Source organism: Ruegeria sp. AM4 (assembly GCF_056540665.1).
The window spans coordinates 104,285-123,004 of sequence record NZ_JBQFXD010000012.1 but is presented as its reverse complement, the minus strand read 5'-3'; the positions used below and the strand labels follow the sequence as shown (position 1 = coordinate 123,004).

The 18,720-nt window shown below is 55.3% G+C and carries 21 protein-coding genes; 7 read left to right on the top strand and 14 right to left on the bottom strand.

Annotated elements, in window-relative coordinates; genetic code table 11:
- The 13 genes from ACR0JA_RS19030 to ACR0JA_RS18970 form a co-directional block, all read right to left on the bottom strand.
- A partial coding sequence (locus tag ACR0JA_RS19030) for a methylglyoxal synthase (RefSeq protein ID WP_480578458.1) occupies positions 1-560 on the bottom strand: 560 nt, incomplete at its 3' end.
- The gene (locus tag ACR0JA_RS19025) at positions 475-993 is read right to left on the bottom strand and encodes a 2,4'-dihydroxyacetophenone dioxygenase family protein (protein WP_170637936.1); all 519 of its coding nucleotides are present in this window, start codon (positions 991-993) and stop codon (positions 475-477) included. The genes ACR0JA_RS19030 and ACR0JA_RS19025, both read right to left, overlap by 86 nt.
- A gap of 9 nt (positions 994-1,002) precedes the next feature.
- Positions 1,003-1,704: an SDR family NAD(P)-dependent oxidoreductase gene (locus tag ACR0JA_RS19020; RefSeq protein WP_480578456.1), complete on the bottom strand. Its 702-nt coding sequence runs from the start codon at positions 1,702-1,704 to the stop codon at positions 1,003-1,005.
- On the bottom strand, positions 1,701-2,327 hold the full coding sequence (locus ACR0JA_RS19015) for a 2-dehydro-3-deoxy-6-phosphogalactonate aldolase (protein WP_010437258.1): 627 nt from the start codon (positions 2,325-2,327) through the stop codon (positions 1,701-1,703). Before ACR0JA_RS19015 ends, ACR0JA_RS19020 begins: the two co-directional genes overlap by 4 nt.
- Positions 2,324-3,244, bottom strand: a complete 921-nt coding sequence (locus ACR0JA_RS19010) for a 2-dehydro-3-deoxygalactonokinase (RefSeq protein WP_480578454.1) — start codon at positions 3,242-3,244, stop codon at positions 2,324-2,326. The genes ACR0JA_RS19015 and ACR0JA_RS19010 overlap by 4 nt, the downstream gene beginning before the upstream one ends.
- Positions 3,225-3,914: an RraA family protein gene (locus ACR0JA_RS19005; RefSeq protein WP_480578452.1), complete on the bottom strand. Its 690-nt coding sequence runs from the start codon at positions 3,912-3,914 to the stop codon at positions 3,225-3,227. The genes ACR0JA_RS19010 and ACR0JA_RS19005 overlap by 20 nt, the downstream gene beginning before the upstream one ends.
- Positions 3,915-3,926: 12 nt before the next feature.
- On the bottom strand, positions 3,927-4,958 hold the full coding sequence (locus ACR0JA_RS19000; protein WP_480578450.1) for a C-terminal binding protein: 1,032 nt from the start codon (positions 4,956-4,958) through the stop codon (positions 3,927-3,929).
- Complete coding sequence (locus ACR0JA_RS18995; protein ID WP_108861949.1) at positions 4,951-5,445, bottom strand: lactoylglutathione lyase family protein; 495 nt, start codon at positions 5,443-5,445, stop codon at positions 4,951-4,953. Before ACR0JA_RS18995 ends, ACR0JA_RS19000 begins: the two co-directional genes overlap by 8 nt.
- A 22-nt stretch (positions 5,446-5,467) precedes the next feature.
- On the bottom strand, positions 5,468-6,256 hold the full coding sequence (locus tag ACR0JA_RS18990; protein ID WP_170637927.1) for an SDR family oxidoreductase: 789 nt from the start codon (positions 6,254-6,256) through the stop codon (positions 5,468-5,470).
- Position 6,257: 1 nt separating this feature from the next.
- Complete coding sequence (locus ACR0JA_RS18985) at positions 6,258-7,259, bottom strand: ABC transporter permease (protein WP_480578448.1); 1,002 nt, start codon at positions 7,257-7,259, stop codon at positions 6,258-6,260.
- Entirely contained in the window at positions 7,256-8,779 is a 1,524-nt protein-coding gene (locus ACR0JA_RS18980) for a sugar ABC transporter ATP-binding protein (protein ID WP_480578446.1), read from the bottom strand. Before ACR0JA_RS18980 ends, ACR0JA_RS18985 begins: the two co-directional genes overlap by 4 nt.
- Positions 8,780-8,863: 84 nt before the next feature.
- Positions 8,864-9,898 carry a sugar ABC transporter substrate-binding protein gene (locus ACR0JA_RS18975; protein ID WP_170637923.1) on the bottom strand — a complete coding sequence of 345 codons (1,035 nt, stop codon included), beginning with the start codon at positions 9,896-9,898 and terminating at the stop codon, positions 8,864-8,866.
- A 26-nt stretch (positions 9,899-9,924) separates the two neighbouring features.
- Positions 9,925-10,794 carry an SMP-30/gluconolactonase/LRE family protein gene (locus ACR0JA_RS18970; RefSeq protein WP_480578444.1) on the bottom strand — a complete coding sequence of 290 codons (870 nt, stop codon included), beginning with the start codon at positions 10,792-10,794 and terminating at the stop codon, positions 9,925-9,927.
- 106 nt (positions 10,795-10,900) lie between these two features.
- Between ACR0JA_RS18970 and ACR0JA_RS18965 the strand changes: the two genes are divergently transcribed.
- The 6 genes from ACR0JA_RS18965 (at position 10,901) to ACR0JA_RS18940 (ending at position 17,066) form a co-directional block, all read left to right on the top strand.
- Positions 10,901-11,572 (top strand): GntR family transcriptional regulator, encoded by a 672-nt coding sequence (locus ACR0JA_RS18965; protein WP_170431691.1) that lies wholly within the window; start codon positions 10,901-10,903, stop codon positions 11,570-11,572.
- 105 nt (positions 11,573-11,677) lie between these two features.
- A complete protein-coding gene (locus ACR0JA_RS18960) occupies positions 11,678-13,273 on the top strand; it encodes a sugar ABC transporter ATP-binding protein (protein ID WP_480578442.1) in 1,596 nt (531 codons plus the stop codon).
- Between the two features lie 2 nt (positions 13,274-13,275).
- Positions 13,276-14,262 carry an ABC transporter permease gene (locus ACR0JA_RS18955; RefSeq protein ID WP_174818509.1) on the top strand — a complete coding sequence of 329 codons (987 nt, stop codon included), beginning with the start codon at positions 13,276-13,278 and terminating at the stop codon, positions 14,260-14,262.
- 56 nt (positions 14,263-14,318) lie between these two features.
- Positions 14,319-15,314 carry a substrate-binding domain-containing protein gene (locus tag ACR0JA_RS18950; RefSeq protein ID WP_010437236.1) on the top strand — a complete coding sequence of 332 codons (996 nt, stop codon included), beginning with the start codon at positions 14,319-14,321 and terminating at the stop codon, positions 15,312-15,314.
- Between the two features lie 52 nt (positions 15,315-15,366).
- On the top strand, positions 15,367-16,269 hold the full coding sequence (locus tag ACR0JA_RS18945; protein WP_480578440.1) for a hypothetical protein: 903 nt from the start codon (positions 15,367-15,369) through the stop codon (positions 16,267-16,269).
- On the top strand, positions 16,257-17,066 hold the full coding sequence (locus ACR0JA_RS18940) for an NAD-dependent epimerase/dehydratase family protein (RefSeq protein WP_480578438.1): 810 nt from the start codon (positions 16,257-16,259) through the stop codon (positions 17,064-17,066). The genes ACR0JA_RS18945 and ACR0JA_RS18940 overlap by 13 nt, the downstream gene beginning before the upstream one ends.
- 526 nt (positions 17,067-17,592) lie before the next feature.
- Here the strand turns inward: ACR0JA_RS18940 and ACR0JA_RS18935 are convergent.
- Positions 17,593-17,952, bottom strand: coding sequence for a winged helix-turn-helix transcriptional regulator (locus tag ACR0JA_RS18935; RefSeq protein ID WP_170547363.1), 360 nt, complete (start codon positions 17,950-17,952; stop codon positions 17,593-17,595).
- A 111-nt stretch (positions 17,953-18,063) separates the two neighbouring features.
- Between ACR0JA_RS18935 and ACR0JA_RS18930 the strand changes: the two genes are divergently transcribed.
- Positions 18,064-18,720 (top strand): nitroreductase family protein, encoded by a 657-nt coding sequence (locus tag ACR0JA_RS18930; RefSeq protein ID WP_170667887.1) that lies wholly within the window; start codon positions 18,064-18,066, stop codon positions 18,718-18,720.

Genomic DNA, 18,720 nt, shown 5'->3' with positions numbered 1-18,720 from the left:
AACGCGAAAAGTCTGATAAAAAGGCGCTCGCACTCTGTTCGGATGACCACTTTCTGCGTCAGCAAAACATTGTTTTTCAACGGAATCGGCTGAGATCGGTCCTCAGCAATCAGCCCCTTGACGATCAGATCCGCGGTTGAGCGCGAACATGCCATTGGCAGATTATATACCGTTGCGAGACGGGTCAGAGCCTTAACGTCGACGTCATGTGGCATGGGTGAGAGAGGGTCGACAAAGAAAATCAATGCATCCAGTTTCTCTTCACAGATCATAGCGCCGATCTGTTGGTCGCCTCCGAGTGGTCCGCTTTTAAGGCAGGTCACATCCAGTTCTGGATAGGCTTGCTTGATGCGACTACCGGTAGTCCCAGTCGAAAAGATTTGTACTCCGGACAGGCGGCCCAATTGCAGACCCACCCATTCAACGATTTCGTCCTTTCGCGCATCATGCGCTACAAGCGCGAAACGCGGCGCATCACCGGATGAATTGTTCAACGTAATCTTCTCCAAGACCGACTTCCCCGAAATGTTTTCGGCACAGATCAATCTTGGTAAAGACATCTTCGTAGCCAGTGACCTTGCCCCACGGATCAACATAGCACATCACGCCATTGACCTGGAAATAGGTGACCATCTCTTCAACATCGTCGGGAACGACCAAAGTATGAGTCTCACCCGGCGGCTCAAAGACATATCCCCCCTCTTCCGCAACCCAATCATGTTCCAGATAATGCCAGCGCCCTTTCAGAACGAAGCCGTGGACTGGCTGTGGATGGCGGTGCCGCGAAAGAACACCAGCTTTGCGAACTTTGAGAAGGTTCATCCAATAACCTTGCGAGCGGTTCAGGCAGAGCGGTCGGAACCAGACGTTCTCTGCCTGCGGAACCCACAGTCTGTCGTCCTCACTCATGGCATTCGGGATCACGATCTCGTCTTGCGCATCTTTGGGGAATGGCAACTGAAAGGGCATTCGGGCGGTGTCATCGTCATTCATTGATTTTCCTCACACAGCGAGATAGCCGCCATCGACCGGATAGATTGATCCGGTCACAAAGCTGGCGTTTTCACTCAAAAGCCATTGCACAAGCGCACCGACTTCTTCGGGTTTCCCCCAGCGTTTCATAGGCGTACGCGCCATGATCCCCGCTGTTCTTTCAGGGTCTTCCCGAAGGCCCTGGGTCATCTCTGTCTCAATCCAACCCGGCGCGATGGCATTGACCCGGATACCGTCTTCGGCCCAGCGACCTGCGAGCGCCTTGGTCAACTGTGCCACGCCGCCCTTAGAAGCGGAATACGCCGGAACCAAAGGCCCACCAAAGGTACTGAGCATAGAGGCGGTGTTGACGATGGCCCCACTCGCTTCAGCCAACAATGGATGCGCGGCAAGACAGCAGCGCATGGTGCCTGTCAGATTCACATCGAGCACCTTGGCGAAGACGTCGATGTCATATTCTTCGCCACGCAAAAGAATACCTGCGCAGTTCACCAAGGCATCGAGACCCGTGAGTTCGCCGAATACATCATTGATGGACGTCTGGTCGGTGACATCCAAGAGCTGCACCTTTAACCCGTCTTGAGGCTCGAATGCATCCAATTCGGATTGGGAGGCGGATGCGGCAATGACGGACCAACCTGCGTCTGCCAACGACCGTGCAACACCCGCACCAATCCCTCGCGTTCCGCCCGTTACAAGGGCCTGTTTCATCCAAGTTCCTCCAATACACTGGTGAAGGCGCGCGCGCGCCTGCCGATATCATCCAATGTATAGCTCGGTTTGAACAGTGCGGATCCCAGCCCATATCCATCTACACCCGCGGCATGATACGGCGCCATCGTATCCGGCGTTATGCCCCCTACCGCAGCGACGACTGCGTCTGCAGGCAATACGGCGCGCATGGCAGAAATGGCAGCTGGCGGCACCATTTCCGCCGGAAAGAATTTGAGGACCGATGCTCCGATATCCAACGCCGTAAAGGCCTCGGAGGGGGTCATGACTCCTGGACACCAATAAAGATCCCGAGCGACAGCCGCGCGCCCGACGTCCGGGTTCATATTGGGCGACACGATGATACGCCCGCCTGCATCAGCAACCGCCGCGACCTGATCCACAGTCAACACTGTGCCAGCGCCGACGATGGTCTGAGCGCCATGTTTCACGGCGATCTGCCCTATCGATTCCAGCGGGTCCGGTGAGTTGAGCGGCACTTCGATTATCCGAAACCCGGCATCGAAGAGTACATCAGACACCGGGCGCGCATTTTCTGGTGCTAGCCCCCGCAAAATCGCAATCAGCGGGTTCTCGGCAAGAGCTGCGGTGAGGTCAATCATCCAACCAACCCCGCAGCGCGAGCAATCAGAAAATGCCCTTTCGCAACGATATCATCTGGCGCGCGACGGCTGTCGAAACCAGCAGTTCGAAGCGCTATTTCGTATCGGTCGGACAAGTCGCTGCGTCCAATAACAGTGATCGTGCCGACGTCTTTTACTTCGCCGGTCGCGGCAGCAACCTCGGTCCCGATCAACAAGCCCGACAAGTAGTCGGCCGTGGCAACCTTTGGGATTTTGCCCATGAGAGGAAGCGTCCGAACATGAAACAGGCTGTGCAGCAGGTTCGACTCACCACTGAGGCCCGCCTTTACGCCCATCACGAGTGCGTCTTCGCTGAAGGCGTCCTCCTTCATCAATGTGCCAAGGATCGTGTGTTCTTTCAGCGCCGAAAAGATCTCACCTGTCATGTAAGTCGAGAAATCCACGATCTTCCCGTCCGCAACCTGAACCCATTTGCTGTGCGTTCCCGGCATCACGAACATACCTTCGCTCAGGCCTAGCGAAGATGCCCCAATGATCTGGGTCTCCTCGCCGCGCATTACGTCGGGTCCTCCGGCATGTTCTGTCGACGCACCCGTCACAAAGTGAATGCGCGCTCCGTTGGCCGCTTGGTGGGGGACCAACGCCCGCGCCAGACCGCCAGCACCCAGCGGCATTTCGGCATATTGCGTTTCGACCCAGCCATTGCGGCTGGTAATCATGCCGGATGCCAGGATCGGCAGGTTAGTGTTGGAGACCCAAGGGCCGATGAGACGATCAAGGACCGCGTCAAAGGTTTGCCCCGCAACCTGCATGATGCCTTCAGGCGACGAGACCCCATCGATCACCTCGCCCTCCGCACCGATTAGAAATGCACGGAACGATGACGTGCCCCAATCTACGCCGATCAACGCTGGCTCAGATGCGACCGAATTCATTCAGCAGATCCTCAACGGTTTTGCCTTGTGCCACCCATTTACGGGTTTCCTCTTCACGGTCAGCCTGCTCTTGAGCAAGGCGCACGGTTTCTTCGGCAATTTCCTGTGGAACCACAACGGCGCCCATAAGATCAGCTACGATGAAATCTCCGGGGTTTACGACGACGCCCCCACAGGCAATGGGCACATTAATCGAAAGTTCTTCTTTACGTTCCGAGAACATCGTGTGCGTTCCGCGCGGCGTGATCGCGCGCGTCCAGATTGGCCAGTTGATGTCTTCCAACTCATCTGTGTCGCGCCCGGTGCCATCGACGATCATACCGCGAATGCCACGGTTCTTGGCCAGACCACCCATCAAACCGCCGCAGACCGACGTTTGACGATCTCCACCCGCGTCCACAACGATCACGTCCCCGGGTTGTCCCATTTCAAGCGCTCGCAATGGGTCGACCAGGTCGCCTTTTGAAAGCTGAACCGTCACGGCCTGGCCTGTCACCTTGGCGCGGAAGGCGGGTTTGATGGCGCTGTCCATCACGCCTGTTCGGTACTGCACATCCGCAAAAATGGCAGCAGCAGAGTACGCCTCCAACACCTTGTCGAATTTTTTGAGAAGTTCCGGGTTTCTTTCAAAATCATTGAAAACCCTGAGGTCCGTACTGACGTCTGGCATTCTAGTCTCCTGTTATGCGGTAGATACGGCCAATGCGTCGGCATTGACGGTATAGTCGGGGTTTTGCCCTGTCAGGACCTTGGCCACCTGAGTGGCCGCGGTGACCCGCGCTGCGTGTATGGATTCCTCGGAATAGTAGGCCGCATGTGGCGTTACGAGCACGTTGGGCAGTGTGAACAACGGGTTGTCATCAGGCGTCCAGTTGGCGCGCTTGGCCGGCTCTTCTTCGGGGTCGTCGAGCCCTGCAGCGGCCAGATGGCCTTCGGTCAGCGCCCGGAATAGGGCTTTGTTGTCGACCGTTGGTCCGCGTCCGGTGTTCACGAGTATCGCACCGGGTTTCATGACCGAGAATTCGGCATCCGACAAAAAGTGATGCGTGTTCGGCGTCATCGGTGCCTGCATCAGGATATAGTCGGACCTTGCCAGCAATTCGGGCTTGCTCACCAGCTCGACCCCAATCTTTGCCGCGACTTCTCTTGGCAAATACGGGTCGTAGGCGATGACCGTAACCCCGAAAGATTGCGCCCGCGCCACGATGGCTTGTCCGATTTTCCCCAGCGAGACGACGCCCATCGTCCGCCCGCGCAATCGATAGACCGGCTGCCCGCTTTGCCACTGCCAGACCCCTGCATGAGTAGCTCGATCATAATCGGGCAACTTGCGCGCCAGGGTAAGCCAAAGGGCAATCGCGTGATCGGCGACTTCCTCGGTGCAGTAGTTTTGCACATTGGTGACGAGAATGCCCTTTTCCGTCGCCGTGCCGACATCCACGATATCTACGCCTACGCCATAACGCGCGATGACCTCGCAGTTCCGCATCCGCGTAATCGTTTCTTTCCCGATCCGGGCATATTGGTTCATCATCGCTGCGCAATGCGGCGCGACATCGAATAGGTCTTCCTGGCGCTTGGCCTGAAGCGCAATCACCTCGGCTCCCGCGGCTTCCAGGATTTCCGTCTCAACGGCAACATCACCAAAATCATAATCGGTTATCACGACCTTGGGTTTGTCCGTTCTGGGGGGAAAGTCGGCGCGATCAGTCATAAGCACCCGCCGAATAGGTCAATTCGTACGAGTGGCTATAGAGCTCGAAAATGTTGCCAAACGGGTCTTCCATATAGACCATGCGATAGGGCTTTTCACCTGGGTAATACTTGCGCACTTGGCTCATGCGCTGGCGCCCGCCCAGGTCTTCGATAACCTTGATGCGGCCTTCCAGATCCTCGTCCTGCACACAGAAATGAAACAAGCCACGCCGCCAATATTCAAACGGGCGTTCTTCTTCGACGGTCTTCGGGAACTCAAACAATTCGATGCCAACACCGTCGCCCATCGACAAATGCGCGATGCGGAAGCTTCCCCAACCTTCCCCAAATACATCGTCGCACATCTGACCGATGGCGCTTTCGTCATGCAGGATTTCAGTTGGTTCCATCAGCACGTAGAGGCCGAATGCCTTGGAATAAAACTCCACGGCTTTTTCCAGGTCGGGAACTGTGATGCCGATGTGAGAGAAAGTGAGAGCGGCCATGTTGGGCTCCTCCAGTTAGAAGTTAAAGAATGTTGCGAACGATGCCGCCTTCGATCCGGTGCGCAGAACCATTGGAGGCCGTGCTTGCTGAGATCGTGACGATCATGCGGGCGACTTCGTCTGGTTGGACAAAGCGTTGTATGAGCGATGTGGGCTCATCTGATTTGAAGTAATTGTCGACGATCGTATCGAGCGGCTCACCCTTTTGATCCGCGAGGCCGTCAAAATAGGCTTCGACACCTTCGGTCCAGGTCGGACCAGGCAGGATCGAGTTAACCCGGACTTTCGTGCCCTTTGTCAGTTCTGCCATGCCGCGTGTCAGACCTAACATGGCAGTTTTAGTGACAGAATAATGCACCATCTGAGGGAGCGGTTTCACTGCCGCTTCGCTGGCCATGTTGATGATAGATCCCTTATCCCGGCCAAGCATGTCAGGCAGGAAAATTCGGCTCATCCGAACGGCGGACAGGACATTGATGTTGAAGTAATGCATCCAGTCGTCATCCGTGAGATCCTCGAACGGTTTGACCGAAAAGATGCCAACATTATTCACAAGAACGTCCACCGCACCGCGCGCACGAGCAAACTCTGCCAGAGTTTCCGCATCAGTGGTTTTAGTTAAGTCGGCTGCAATGCCTTCGACCTTGCCCAGAGATGACAGGTCGTCGACGCAGGCGGACACTTCCGTCAGGGTCAGGCCATGCACGATGACCCGCGCGCCTTCTTCAAGATAGACCCGGGCAGTGGCTTTGCCGATGCCGGAACCTGAACCAGTCACCAGGACCAGCTTATCCTTAAGCCCCAGATCCATCTCAGGCCTCCTTCTTTACGTTAGACGTCTGCTGCGATGAAGTGCGGCCGAACATTCGACCCATCAAGCCCGAAATCTCTGCACGCCACATGTCTATGCCGACGGCCAACAGAATGATCAGGCCCAACACGATGTTCTGAACCGAAGATGGCGCAGCGTTCAGGTTCAAACCATTCTGGACGATAACGATTGTCATCGCCCCCATCAGCGTGGCGAGGATGTTGCCACGACCGCCTGCAAGGCTGGCTCCGCCGACAACAGCAGCGGCAATGGCCTGCAGTTCCAGCGTCTGGCCATAGTTGGGCGAACCAGAGTTGAGGCGCGCTGACATCAGGATCGCACCAACAGCCGTCATGAAACCAGCGATGACAAATGTCGTCGTCTGAACTTTTCGTACGTTGATACCCGTCAGAACGGCAGCGGCTGGGTTGCCACCCACGGCATAGATCTCACGCCCAAGTTTCGTGAAGTTCATGGTGAACGCAGCAAGGACGTAGAAGAATACGAGGTAGAAGAAAGGCATCGGAACGCCGAACAGCTTGCCGTAGAAGATTGGCTCTAACGCCGGATCCAGCGAGAAGATCGGAGACCCATTGTTGAAGGTCAGGGCAAGGCCCCTGAAGGCAATCAACGCCGCCAATGTCGTGATAAACGACGGGATACGCCCGTAGGCTGTTATCAGCCCAATGAACAGACCAAGCAATCCGCCCATGAAGAGTATGAGGGGCAGCGCCAGAACCAGTGGAATGCCGACAAATTTCAACATTTGCGCAAGGATCATGGTCAGCAAAGCCACCATAGACCCGGAACTCAGATCGATGCCCGCAGCGAAGATCACGATAGTAGACCCGATTGCGATCAAGGCCACGATGCTTACCTGTAGCGAAAGGTTAGAAAGGTTGCCCGGGTTCAGGAAGCGTTCGGTCGTAAGGGCCACGATCAGTGCGACAATCACCATTGCTGCGAATGGCCCGATCAACTGGGTGTCAAAGATCCGCTTCATGCGAAAGCCTCCTTAGGCTTGGATTGGGGGGTGTCGGCGGACGCGCGAACAAGATCGTCATGCGTAAGGTCGGATGCATCGACCGTGCGCACTATCGTTCCGTGCTGCACGACGGCAATCCGATCGCTCATCGCAAGCAACTCATCATGGTCTGAACTGATTAGAATGATCGATTTTCCCGCCCGCGTGAGCCTGTTAATCAGCTTGTAAACAGCGATCTTAGCGCCGATATCGATCCCTTGTGTCGGTTCATCAAGGATCAGGATGTCAGAAGCTGAGAACAGCCAACGTGCAATCACGATCTTCTGCTGATTACCACCAGACAAGAAGTTGACCGTCTTTTCCTCAGCCTGGGTCGAGATTTCCAAATCGCGGATCAGGTCATGGGTGGCTTGCTCTTCCGCCTTGAGATTCAACACGCCGAACCGACTAAGCCCGCCAAGGGACGCTGCGGTGACGTTCCCGCTTGCGCGGAAATTGAAGAACAACCCGTCAAACTTTCGGTTCTCTGGAACAAGAGCTAAACCCGCACGGATCGCATCAATTTCCCGGCGAAAGCGAACCGGTTTGCCGTTCAGTGATATCTGCCCGGCGGTTAGCTCATCTGTCCCGAATAGGGCGCGGGCAATCTCTGTGCGGCCACTGCCCAATACACCACCCAAGCCCAGAACTTCACCCCGGTGCAACGAGAACGATACATCTTTCACGCCCGAATTGGTGCTCAGACCTGCCGCTTCCAGCACAACATCCTTGGTCGCGTTCTGCTCCTTGGGATAGTGCTCACCAATGTCCTCACCGACCATTGCGCTGACAATCTCAGAGACGTTGATCTTGGTCTCGCCACTCGCACGCACAACACAGCCGTTGCGCAAGATCGTCACTTCATCAACGATCCGTTCAACCTCATCCAGCCTGTGCGACACATAGAGAATAGCGGTTCCGCGTTCACGCATATTGCGCAGTAACTGGTGCAGGCGTTCAATTTCATCTTCACCCAATGCCGCCGTCGGCTCATCCAGGATGATCATGCGAGCGTCCATCGCGACGGCTTTCGCGATCTCGACCAGTTGTTGCTCGCCTACCGATAGCGAGCCGGTGATTGTTTCGGGAGAAACATCGACATCCATTTCCGCCAAAACGCGCGCGGCTTCGTTGTGGACCTTGGCCCAGTCGATCACGCCAAAGCGGGACCGAGGCATATTGCCAAGGAAGATGTTTTCGCCAACCGACAAGGTGGGCACGATCGAGAATTCCTGAAAAACTGTTGCGACGCCAAGTTCACGTGCCGCCTGCGGATCGCTGATCGTGACCGGCTTGCCATTGTGCAGGATTTGACCGCTATCGGGTTGCTGCACGCCAGACAGTGTCTTGATCATAGTCGACTTACCACAGCCGTTTTCACCCAGCAGCCCATGAATGGAACCGGGCATAAGCCGGATGCAGACCTTGTCATTCGCCAAAACCCCAGGATAGGCCTTGGTGATATCGACAAACTCCCAAAGGGGCGTTGCGGGTGTCATTGCGATTGCCTCGACAAAAGGGGAACTCGGTTGAATTGCGACCCGGCAGCACGCGCACGCACCACCGGGAAGCGGGGAGAAAACTCAGTACTCTTTGGACGGCTGCGGGAAGAGCTTTTCTGGCTCTTGCAGCACGCTGATTGCACCGTCTTTGTCTTCAATTGATGTGGGCGTTTCGATCCAGCCGCCGGGATAAGACCCGTTGAGCGCATCAATGGTTGCGTGCATAGCCGCTTTACCCATCAAAAACGGTGAGGTGTTGACGGTTGCCGTGATGTTGCCAGCCGCAATTTCTTCAAGGCCGGACGTGTCGCCATCGTTGCCCAAAAGAACGATGTCATTGCGGCCAAGCGCCTTCGCAGCAAAGGATGCCCCGATGATCATGTAGTCGTTCGCCGCGAAGATCATGTCGAGATCGGGGTTCGACTGCAGGATGTCCATACCAGCAGTGTTGCCGCCCTCAACGTTCCATTTACCGTCGATAGACACCACAACGTCGAAGTTTTCGTTGCCCTCGATACCGTCGAGGAAGCCGCCAACACGTTCGGTCGAGTGATAGCCAGGCTGTCCTTCGATAATGCCGACCTTCAGCGGTTGATCACCATAAGTCTCAATGGCCCAATCAGCGATAGCATGTGTGCCGTTGCGCTGGGAGTACCCGACAACGCCATGAATTGGTGTCGGGAAGTTCGGGATGTCCGAATTGATCATCAGAACCGCCATGCCCTTGTCTACTGCCTGCTTTAGCAGCGGTGCGGCAGCAAATTCATCGTGTGTACCAAAGATGATCGCATCCACATCCTGCGTCAGCACATCCTGGATCATACCCATTTGGCCATTGATGTCCGCACCGGACTGGGGCGCAAGCATGAAGACTTCGACCCCGGCCTCAGCAGCAACCGCTTTAATGCCTTCACCGATGGCGATGTAGTAGTTGAACTCAGTCGCCGGCGGCATATACGCGATCCGGAACGTTTCGTTCTTGGGTTCTATCGCATCGATTGGCGCTTGTGCCCCGTCCTCAAGTGGAACCGGTGCCGGATAATTCTCCGCCAGAGCGACCGTTGCCAGCGTGGCGAACCCCGCAGCAAGCGTAGTGGTCATAAGCGTTTTCAACATAGTTTTCTCCTCCAGAATTTCGTTGGTTATCCTTTGAATGGCGCGTCGATCACGCCACGAACGCCAGGTGTCACAGCAAAGAGGCCGCCGGATTCCGGTTCTTTTGTTAAAGCTGCTTCGTCACTCATCAGCCTCGAGGTCGTGATGAACAGCGTGTCGAGATCAGGGCCACCGAAAGCGCAACAGGTGGGCTTCCAGACCGGCACCTCGATCACGCGATCTATCGTGCCGTCAGGTGCGACGCGAACAACGCGATGGCCTTCCCATTCGGCGTTCCAGACGCCCCCTTCGACATCGACACAGGACCCATCAGGCAAGCCAGGCTCATCATTGAAAGAAGCGTGCCGCCGACGGTTCGAAACGGTTCCACTGCGGGCGTCGTAATCAAATGCGACGATTTCCCGATCCGGGGTATCCGCGAAGTACATCGTCTCACCGTCGGACGTAAAGCAAGTCGAATTGGCGCAAGACACTCCTTCGATAATCGTCCGTACACTCAAATCCTTATCGACGCAGATGACTGACGAATCGGCTTTACCAGAAACTTCGTTCATGCCTCCAACAATCAATCGCCCCTGGCGATCAGTTCGCCCATCGTTCAGCCGTGTCTCCGGATTGCTCGACTCGAACCGTGCCACGAGGGTTTCCTCGCCATTGGGCGAATCGAACAAGACAACTCGATCCGCATAAGCAACAATCAGACCGCCAGACGCGCGCGGCGCGAAGCAACACACGCGCTCCGGCATTTCATGAGAGGCGGTTTCTGATGTTGCAGGATCAAATGACCAAAGCGCGCAGCCCTCAATGTCGGTCCACCAGATAAGACCATCGGCGGGATTCCAGAAAATCCCTTCCCCGTGCTGGTTCTTACAATCGACGACCAACTCTGCGCGCACTTTTTGATCTCCTAAATACATTCTGATATCTGATATACCAGCTTGCCTAATCTGGTGTATCAGATATCTTGCATCTGGCAACACCTTTTTTTGGAGATATCCTCAGATGGCGCTTGAGAGACCCAAGTCTTTGCGTGAACTCGCACTGGAACATTTGCGGAATAGTATTATCGATGGCTCCCTGAAAATGGGTCAGGTTTTGTCGGAGCGAAAAATCTCCGAAGAGCTGGGCGTATCTAAATCGCCAGTCCGCGAAGCACTCGCTCAATTACGTGACGAAGGGTTGGTCAGTATCGAGCCTCAAAAAGGCGCACGCGTTTTTTCGCTGTCTGAGCCGGAAGTGACTCAGATCTGCGATTTCAGACAGGCTATCGAAACTGCCGCCTTTGAACTTGCGTTGTTGCGGAACCCGGAAGGTCTTGCCAGCGACATGCAGCGTGTCGTGAAGGACATGGAGAAGGAACGCAGGCGAGGTAATGAAAAGGGTTACCTTTCACTGGATACCACATTTCATCAGTTGATTTTTGAACATGCCGGTAACGATTATCTGACGGCCAGCTATACACGCTACATCGGTAAGATTGCCGCATTGCGAACCCATTTGGCGAAGCTGCCACAGCATACTGAGCTCTCCTTCGACGAGCATTCGAAAATCGCTATTGCCGTTCGCGAAGGTGACATGGCCAAAATCAAATCTCTTCTCACAGCGCATATTGACCGCACCAGACAAGCCTACAAAAGCGCCGCCATCGTCCTCGAAGGAGCGACCGCATCTTAGCAAAAACGTAGCTTCGTTGTGACGGGGGCGGGCCAGAACGGCGCCGCCCCTTTCTTTTGGGCACCTCACGGTCTTTTCTTTTTCAGTTGACATCTGAGATATCAGATGCCAATCAAAAGGCGGGAGGAAGCTTGTATGACGCCAGCAATGAAACCTGACTCACCGGGGCTACAGCCACTGATCCAGCTGGATCGGGTTGGCAAAAGCTTCGGCACGAACATTGTTTTGGATGGCGTCGACTTTGAATTGAGACCCGGCGAAGTTCACGCGCTATGCGGGGAAAACGGCGCCGGAAAATCCACTTGTCTCGGCCTGTTTTATGGACTTCACCAACCTTCTGCTGGGCGTATCATGTGCGACGGCAAGGAACAGCGAGTCGAAAGCCCATCACACGCGCAATCCCTGGGCATCGGCTGTGTTTTTCAAGAACTCAGCCTCGCTGGCGCGCTCTCTGTTGCGGAAAACATCTACGCGGGGCGCGTACCCACCCGGTTTGGCGTAGTTGACTGGCCTGAACTGCGCCGCCGTGCGGAGGCGTTACTGGCGGAATTCGGTCTGGATATCGACGTCTCAACACCCGTGGAAAACTTGCCAATAAGCTCCCGCCAGATTGTTGAAATCGCCAAGGCGCTGTCGTTGAATTCCCGCGTCCTTTTGCTGGATGAACCGACATCAGCATTGGCACCCGACGAAGTAGACGCACTATTCGAAGTCCTAAAGTCCCTGACAAAGAAAGGGATTGGCATCGTCTATGTCAGCCACCATATGGCCGAGATTTTCCAGATCTCGGATCGCATTACCGTTTTGCGAGATGGGCGCCACATCAGCACTTTACCGGTTTCGGAAACTTCTCAGGAACAAGTCGTCGCCGAGATGATCGGCGGCGCCCACCCCGGTGATGTCACGCGGTCAGGTAAGGTTAACGGCGAAGAGGTTTTGCATGTCCAAGACCTAACCCATCCAGGTGAATTCGAAGACATTTCTTTCTCCATTAAAGCCGGAGAGATTGTAGGGATGGCAGGGTTGATGGGCGCTCGCCGCAGCGAGATTGTTCGATCGATTGTCGGGCTGATGCATGGCGCGACCGGGGAGATCAGACTTCACGGCAAGCCTGTTAACTTTGCGTCCTTGCGGCAGGCGATGCGTGCTGGGGTCGGGTTTGTTCCCGAGGAACGCAAGACTGAAGGCCTCTTTCTGGAGCAATCACTCAGCGACAACCTGATCGCGGCCAGTCTTTCCGATCATGCGTCTGCTGGGTTCATGCGTTCGGGCTCGATCAAAGCAGCCAGCCAAACAGCCATTGACGCATTCAGTGTCAAAACCAGCGGGATTAACGAACTTGTTGGTGATCTCTCAGGGGGCAATCAGCAAAAGATTATGTTGGCCAAGTGGCTCAAACGCGCGCCAGCTCTTCTGATCATTGAGGAGCCCACAAAAGGGGTCGATGTCGGAGCCAAATTCCAAATCCACACGGAACTTTTGCGTCGAGCAGCCGAGGGAATGGCCATCCTCGTCGTGTCATCCGATTTTCCCGAACTGGTCTCTCTCTCGACCCGCATCCTTGTCGTCCACGACGGTCGCCTCATGGGAGACATCGCAGCCGCTGAGGCAACCGAAACCACGCTTCTCCAAATGGCCGCTGGAAATTCCGTTCCAATTGTGGACGCACCCCAAACCAATCAATCAGGAGTCGCGACGTGACCATGACCGCTCAAGCCAACTTGCCCATGAAGCGTCCGCTGCTGCGCCGTGTTCTACAAGCTTTTGTCGATATTCGTGAACTGACGCTGATCGTTCTGATCGCCGCCATCATCATCGTGATGTCCAACGTTAATCCCTATTTCCTCAGCTTTTCGAACTTTCGAGCCGTGGCCGTGGGCATGGCCCCCACCGCGATCATCGTGATCGGCATGGCGATCCTACTTGCATCCGGCGGGTTCGATCTTTCCGTTGGATCGGTTATGGCTTTGTCTTCTACCGTCGTAGCCATGCTGCTTTTGACTGGCATGCCAATTCCGCTCGCTGTGGTATGCGGATTAGTGTTGGGTGGAATTGTCGGGGTAGTGAACGGTTTGCTCGTGACCGGCCTCGGGATCAATCCGCTTATCGCGACCCTCGGCACGATGTCGATCGCGCGAGGCATCGCTCTTGTCCTGACCGAAGGTTTTTCTGTCTCAAGCCTGCCGGCATCATTTGCCTGGATCGGCAAAGCTGACATAGGCGGCTTTCCGGTAATCGTCTTGTTCACCATTCTGCTCGTCGTTCTGTTTGACCTGGCCGTCCGCCATACACGCTTTTTCCGTCAGGTCTATTTCATCGGCGCCAATGAAAAAGCCGCGATGTTGTCAGGCATCCATGTCACACGCGTACGTATCATTCTGTACGCACTGACCGGTATTCTGGCTGCTTTGGCGGGTGTATTGCTGGCCTCCCGCCTGATGAGCGGCACGCCCACGGCAGGAAACGGTATCGAACTTCAGGTTCTGGCAGCGGCTGTCATCGGTGGCGCATCTCTACGCGGCGGCGAAGGTACTATTCTTGGTGCTTTCCTCGGCGTCGTTTTCGTTGCGTTGATCAACAACACTATGACGATGCTGGCTGTATCGATCTACTGGCAGATGATCGTCATCGGCGGTGTACTCGTTACAGCGGTCGCCTTGGACATGCTGATCCGAAGCAAACGGGGCTAATCCCGAAGCTTTCCAAAACTCAACAACAACCAAAGATCCAAAACAGGGAGACTACGATGACTGAATTGAACGTGAATCGGCGCAGGCTGCTGACAGCGGGCACCACCGCTGGATTGGCCGCAGCGTTCGGACTGCCCATGCTGTCCAAAGAAGCCATGGCGCAAGCGGCCGGCAAGGAGTATGTGTTCCTGTCCATCGTCACGCAGGTGCCGTTCTGGGTGGACTATCGAAATGCAATGGAAGACCTTGAGGAACTGATGGGCATCAAGGCCACATTCACGGGCCCCTTGGATTTCGACACGGCCGCACAAGCACGCCAATTGGATGAACTGATCGCAAGACGTCCCGCAGGCATCCTTATCTTCCCCGGTGATCCGGCCACTCTGGCCCCCGGCGTCGAACGTGCGGTCGAGGCGGGCATTCCGGTCACATGTTGTATTGGCGATATTCCCGACAGTCCCAGGTCCACATTCCTTGGTATCAACGGCGTTCAGGCAGGACGTGTCGGCGGTGAAATGCTCGCGCAAGCGATTGGCGGGAAAGGCAAGGTTATCCTCGGCACTTTCCCTGCCCCCTCCACATTGGAGCGGGTCGAGGGGTACAAACAAATCTTTGCTGAGAAATACCCAGATATCGAGGTCGTCGACGTCGTCAACGATAAGGCCGACCCGTCCTATGCGCCGACAGCCTACCTTCAGGCAATTCAGGCGAACCCGGATATTGTTGGCATTGGCGGCACGGACGGCGACAGCGGCAAAGGCGCGGCAATTGCCGTCAATGAGGCAGGACGCAAGGACATCAAGATCGTCGCGATGGACCGAAATGATGATATGCTTCCCTATATCGAAGACGGCACAATTCACGGCGCTGTGGCTCAGAAATCCTATCTGGAGATCTTTCTCGCCTTCCACATGATGCATTGGCAGAACACTGATGCGCTGAAGGTCTTGCCCGATTGGAAGGCGGCTGGCATCAATCCTCTACCCGAGCGCGTTGAAACCGGGGTTATGCCGATTACTGCCGAGAACGTCGTCCAGTTCAAGCACACCTAAGGGATTGTCCCGGCGCATTCGATCGCGCCGGGAAACCGATAGGAGGGGGTACATGTCGGACAGATGGAGCGTTCTTCACCTGCAGCAAAACGATCTGCAGCTGACACTCCTGCCCGGCATCGGGGGCCGCCTATGGGATATAAACTTCCAAGGTCGCTCCCTCCTATTTCAGAACGCAGATCTCGACGGTTTGGATGTCGATGACACACGGCTTACTGATCTGCCCACACGCTCTCCACAATTTGGTTTTCCGCTCTGGGGCGGAGAGAAGACGTGGATCGCCCCGGATGCATCCTGGGTAAACGGCGCTCCGTTTCCCGTGTTGGACAGCGGCTCTTACCAGATCACTTCAAGAAGCAGCACTCGTATCGACATGACCAGCGCATTATGCCCGACCTCGCACTTGTCAGTGTCGCGCCGCATCACGCTGACCTCGGCGGAAAGCTGGGAAATAGAACACATCGTGGTTAACCATGGGACCTCCTCGCGCCTGACCGGCATTTGGTCAGTCATGATGCTTAACACCCCCACCAAGGTCGGTGTCGAATTGGAAGACCCTGCATTTTATCCTGTTTTTGGCTCTGCCGAAGGGATGATAGCTACGCACGGCAACGGCATTGTCGTGGATTGCAACAGACAGCAGGAATTCAAGGTCGGGCTACCGAACCCCAACGGTCGTACATTGATACGGTGCGGCGCTGATACCCCGTTGCTAATGTGCTCGGTACCAGAACCTCAAAAGGGCGATCAATTTGCACACGACTATCCGTTTGAGGTCTTTAATTCAGCCGATTACGCCTATTGCGAAGCGGAGTGGCACTCCCCTGCACGCAACCTCGCACCGAATGAAACGCTGAGTTTTCGGCAGACGTTCCGCGTCTTTACAGATGAAGATGCAACCCAAATGCCATTGGGGCTCACAAACAACAAGGAGTTCCTGTCATGCATGTCTTGATTACAGGCGCTGGCGGGCACCTAGGCCGCAAACTTTTCGACGCGCTAGAAAACGACTCCGATTATATCGTTTCTGGCCTCGACATTCGCCCCGTTGATCATCCCGACATTCACACCGCAGACCTGTCTGACGACAGCAGTTGGGTCAGTTTGCTAAAGGGCGTGGACGTTATCGTGCATCTTGCTGGTGACCGAGAGCCCTCCGCCACCTGGGCCTCCGCGATCAAACACAATATGGATGCAACGCTTTCTCTCTATCACCATGCGGCAGCCATGGGCGTCAGCCGCGTCGTTCTTGCCAGCTCCAACTGGGTCCATGGCGACAAAAGGTTCACGCATGAGGTGCTCAACAGCGCGACACCACCAGGGCCAGTAAACGCCTACGGCATGTCAAAGCTATTCTGTGAACGGACAGGGGCCTATTTCGCCGAGCATCACGGACTGTCGGTCATCTGCTTGCGCATCGGCTGGACGCAATGGACTCACGGCAACCAACCCGGCACACACATGGCGATGGGCCGGTGGGGTCAGGAAATGTGGTTGAGTGATCGGGACTTTCTAGGCGGAATGCGCGCCGCAATAGATGCCAAGGATATTTCATTCGCAGCCCTGAACCTAATGTCAGAAAACCCAGGTATGCGCTGGGACATCACCGAAACACGACAAGCAATTGGCTATTCTCCAAAGGATGGAAGCCCCGCGAAAATAACGTTGGGCATTTCCTTGAGATCCATGCTGCAGCGACTGTTTACAGTCCGGCTCCCTAGTTATTTCACGACACGTTTTCCAGATTGGTAGAGTATAAGGCCCGGACATTTTTGCGTCTCGCATTCAGTTTCCGAAACCTCGCACCGAAGTAAGCGCTGAAAAGGTCATCTTTGTCCGCTTCGCGGTAGACGGAGAGCGACATAACGAGCGCCAGATTTGGCAACCATTGATGTTTGATACTTCGATGACGACTTGCGCACATCGTTGAAGCGGTTTTATGTGAAGCGATCTCTGGTTGAGTGCTCAGCCCCCAAGCGGACCAAACGAACCACTACTTCAATCGCCGGATTGCAGTCATTGATCCTGTTTGCAGAGAAAGTCAGCGAAGAGCCCAAGGCAGTCATAGTGACTTTGTGCTGTGCGCACACGCAGCGCGAAAACCGCTGCGCCTGCGTGGTTCTCGGCGCTGCTAGGCAGCGGAAAAACCTGCCATTCGTTCGGGGCGCGGAGAGCTACTTAGAGGGCGAAGATAAAGTAGCGGACAAAGGGGCAATTCGCTGCGGGAGTATCAATGTCTCCTATCAAAAAACAGTGGTTCTCGGGAAATTGTCTGGCTTCAGTCAGACTTGTCATACGCTTCCCGTGCGGCATCAATCTCGCTCAAGTGTTCCAATGCCCAATAGCCCAAAGCGCTGACCGGCTCGCGAAACGACTGCCCCATCTGAGTCAGATTATATTCGACCTTGGGCGGGATCGTTGGATATTGGGTCCGGTTCACAAGCCCATCCCGTTCCAACTCCTTCAGCGTCAGGCTCAGCATACGCTGCGAAATGCCCAGGTTTCGCTTGATCTCGTTGAAGCGCATGGTTCCGTATTGAGCCAGCGAGATGACCACCAGAACGCTCCAACGGTCGCCCACTCGTGACAGGACCTCGTTGATACGCTTGCAATCGGGGCATTGTTTGTCGTCCAGCATGGCAGTTCCCAATTTGTGACCAAGGGTCAAAAATGTGCCTTCTTGCGGCAGAAATCAGTTCTCATTAGTTAGTCAGTCACAAATATATACTGCTCATCTCGGGCCCTGACAATGGGATCAACAACTGTGACCGCAAAAACACTGAACGACCACCTGAACTGGCGCTACGCCACCAAGAAAATGGAATCTGGCAAAGCCGTTCCACAAGACCAAGTCGATGCCATCGTCGAAGCTGTTCGCATGGCGCCGACGTCAAGCGGCACACAACCATTTGAGCTGATTGTGGTCACAAACTCCGATATCCGGGCAAAGATCGCCGAAGCGGCGTCAGGTCAGGCACAGATCACAGATGGGTCGCACCTCTTGGTGTTTGCCGCTTGGGACAATTACACCGAAGATCGTATTGATACAGTCAAGCAATTAAATGTTGCGGCCCGAGGCGACCTGCCTTTGATCCATGGCTACTACGACAATCTGAAAGCCAACTATTTGCCGCGCGAGGCCGAGGTGAACTATGCCCATGCAGCGCGTCAGGCTTATATCGCATTGGGCATTGCCCTCATTGCAGCCGCAGAACAAGAGGTCGACAGCACGCCGATGGAAGGGTTTGACCCCGATGCTGTTGACGACATTCTTGGTCTTAGGGAACGTGGTCTTCGTTCCGTCGTTTTGATGCCATTGGGTTATCGAGAAGAGGCCAGCGATTGGCTGCTGCCGATGCCAAAGGTCCGCAAGTCGCGCGATGCTATCGTGACAGAAATCAAATGA

What these genes read in the sequence shown, in the direction of transcription:
- ACR0JA_RS19025 (WP_170637936.1), bottom strand. Translation starts at nt 993, where the DNA reads ATGAATGACGATGACACCGCCCGAATGCCCTTTCAGTTGCCATTCCCC.
- ACR0JA_RS19020 (WP_480578456.1), bottom strand. Translation starts at nt 1,704, where the DNA reads ATGAAACAGGCCCTTGTAACGGGCGGAACGCGAGGGATTGGTGCGGGT.
- ACR0JA_RS19015 (WP_010437258.1), bottom strand. Translation starts at nt 2,327, where the DNA reads ATGATTGACCTCACCGCAGCTCTTGCCGAGAACCCGCTGATTGCGATT.
- ACR0JA_RS19010 (WP_480578454.1), bottom strand. Translation starts at nt 3,244, where the DNA reads ATGAATTCGGTCGCATCTGAGCCAGCGTTGATCGGCGTAGATTGGGGC.
- ACR0JA_RS19005 (WP_480578452.1), bottom strand. Translation starts at nt 3,914, where the DNA reads ATGCCAGACGTCAGTACGGACCTCAGGGTTTTCAATGATTTTGAAAGA.
- ACR0JA_RS19000 (WP_480578450.1), bottom strand. Translation starts at nt 4,958, where the DNA reads ATGACTGATCGCGCCGACTTTCCCCCCAGAACGGACAAACCCAAGGTC.
- ACR0JA_RS18995 (WP_108861949.1), bottom strand. Translation starts at nt 5,445, where the DNA reads ATGGCCGCTCTCACTTTCTCTCACATCGGCATCACAGTTCCCGACCTG.
- ACR0JA_RS18990 (WP_170637927.1), bottom strand. Translation starts at nt 6,256, where the DNA reads ATGGATCTGGGGCTTAAGGATAAGCTGGTCCTGGTGACTGGTTCAGGT.
- ACR0JA_RS18985 (WP_480578448.1), bottom strand. Translation starts at nt 7,259, where the DNA reads ATGAAGCGGATCTTTGACACCCAGTTGATCGGGCCATTCGCAGCAATG.
- ACR0JA_RS18980 (WP_480578446.1), bottom strand. Translation starts at nt 8,779, where the DNA reads ATGACACCCGCAACGCCCCTTTGGGAGTTTGTCGATATCACCAAGGCC.
- ACR0JA_RS18975 (WP_170637923.1), bottom strand. Translation starts at nt 9,898, where the DNA reads ATGTTGAAAACGCTTATGACCACTACGCTTGCTGCGGGGTTCGCCACG.
- ACR0JA_RS18965 (WP_170431691.1), top strand. Translation starts at nt 10,901, where the DNA reads ATGGCGCTTGAGAGACCCAAGTCTTTGCGTGAACTCGCACTGGAACAT.
- ACR0JA_RS18960 (WP_480578442.1), top strand. Translation starts at nt 11,678, where the DNA reads ATGCCAATCAAAAGGCGGGAGGAAGCTTGTATGACGCCAGCAATGAAA.
- ACR0JA_RS18955 (WP_174818509.1), top strand. Translation starts at nt 13,276, where the DNA reads ATGACCGCTCAAGCCAACTTGCCCATGAAGCGTCCGCTGCTGCGCCGT.
- ACR0JA_RS18950 (WP_010437236.1), top strand. Translation starts at nt 14,319, where the DNA reads ATGACTGAATTGAACGTGAATCGGCGCAGGCTGCTGACAGCGGGCACC.
- ACR0JA_RS18945 (WP_480578440.1), top strand. Translation starts at nt 15,367, where the DNA reads ATGTCGGACAGATGGAGCGTTCTTCACCTGCAGCAAAACGATCTGCAG.
- ACR0JA_RS18940 (WP_480578438.1), top strand. Translation starts at nt 16,257, where the DNA reads ATGCATGTCTTGATTACAGGCGCTGGCGGGCACCTAGGCCGCAAACTT.
- ACR0JA_RS18935 (WP_170547363.1), bottom strand. Translation starts at nt 17,952, where the DNA reads ATGCTGGACGACAAACAATGCCCCGATTGCAAGCGTATCAACGAGGTC.
- ACR0JA_RS18930 (WP_170667887.1), top strand. Translation starts at nt 18,064, where the DNA reads ATGGGATCAACAACTGTGACCGCAAAAACACTGAACGACCACCTGAAC.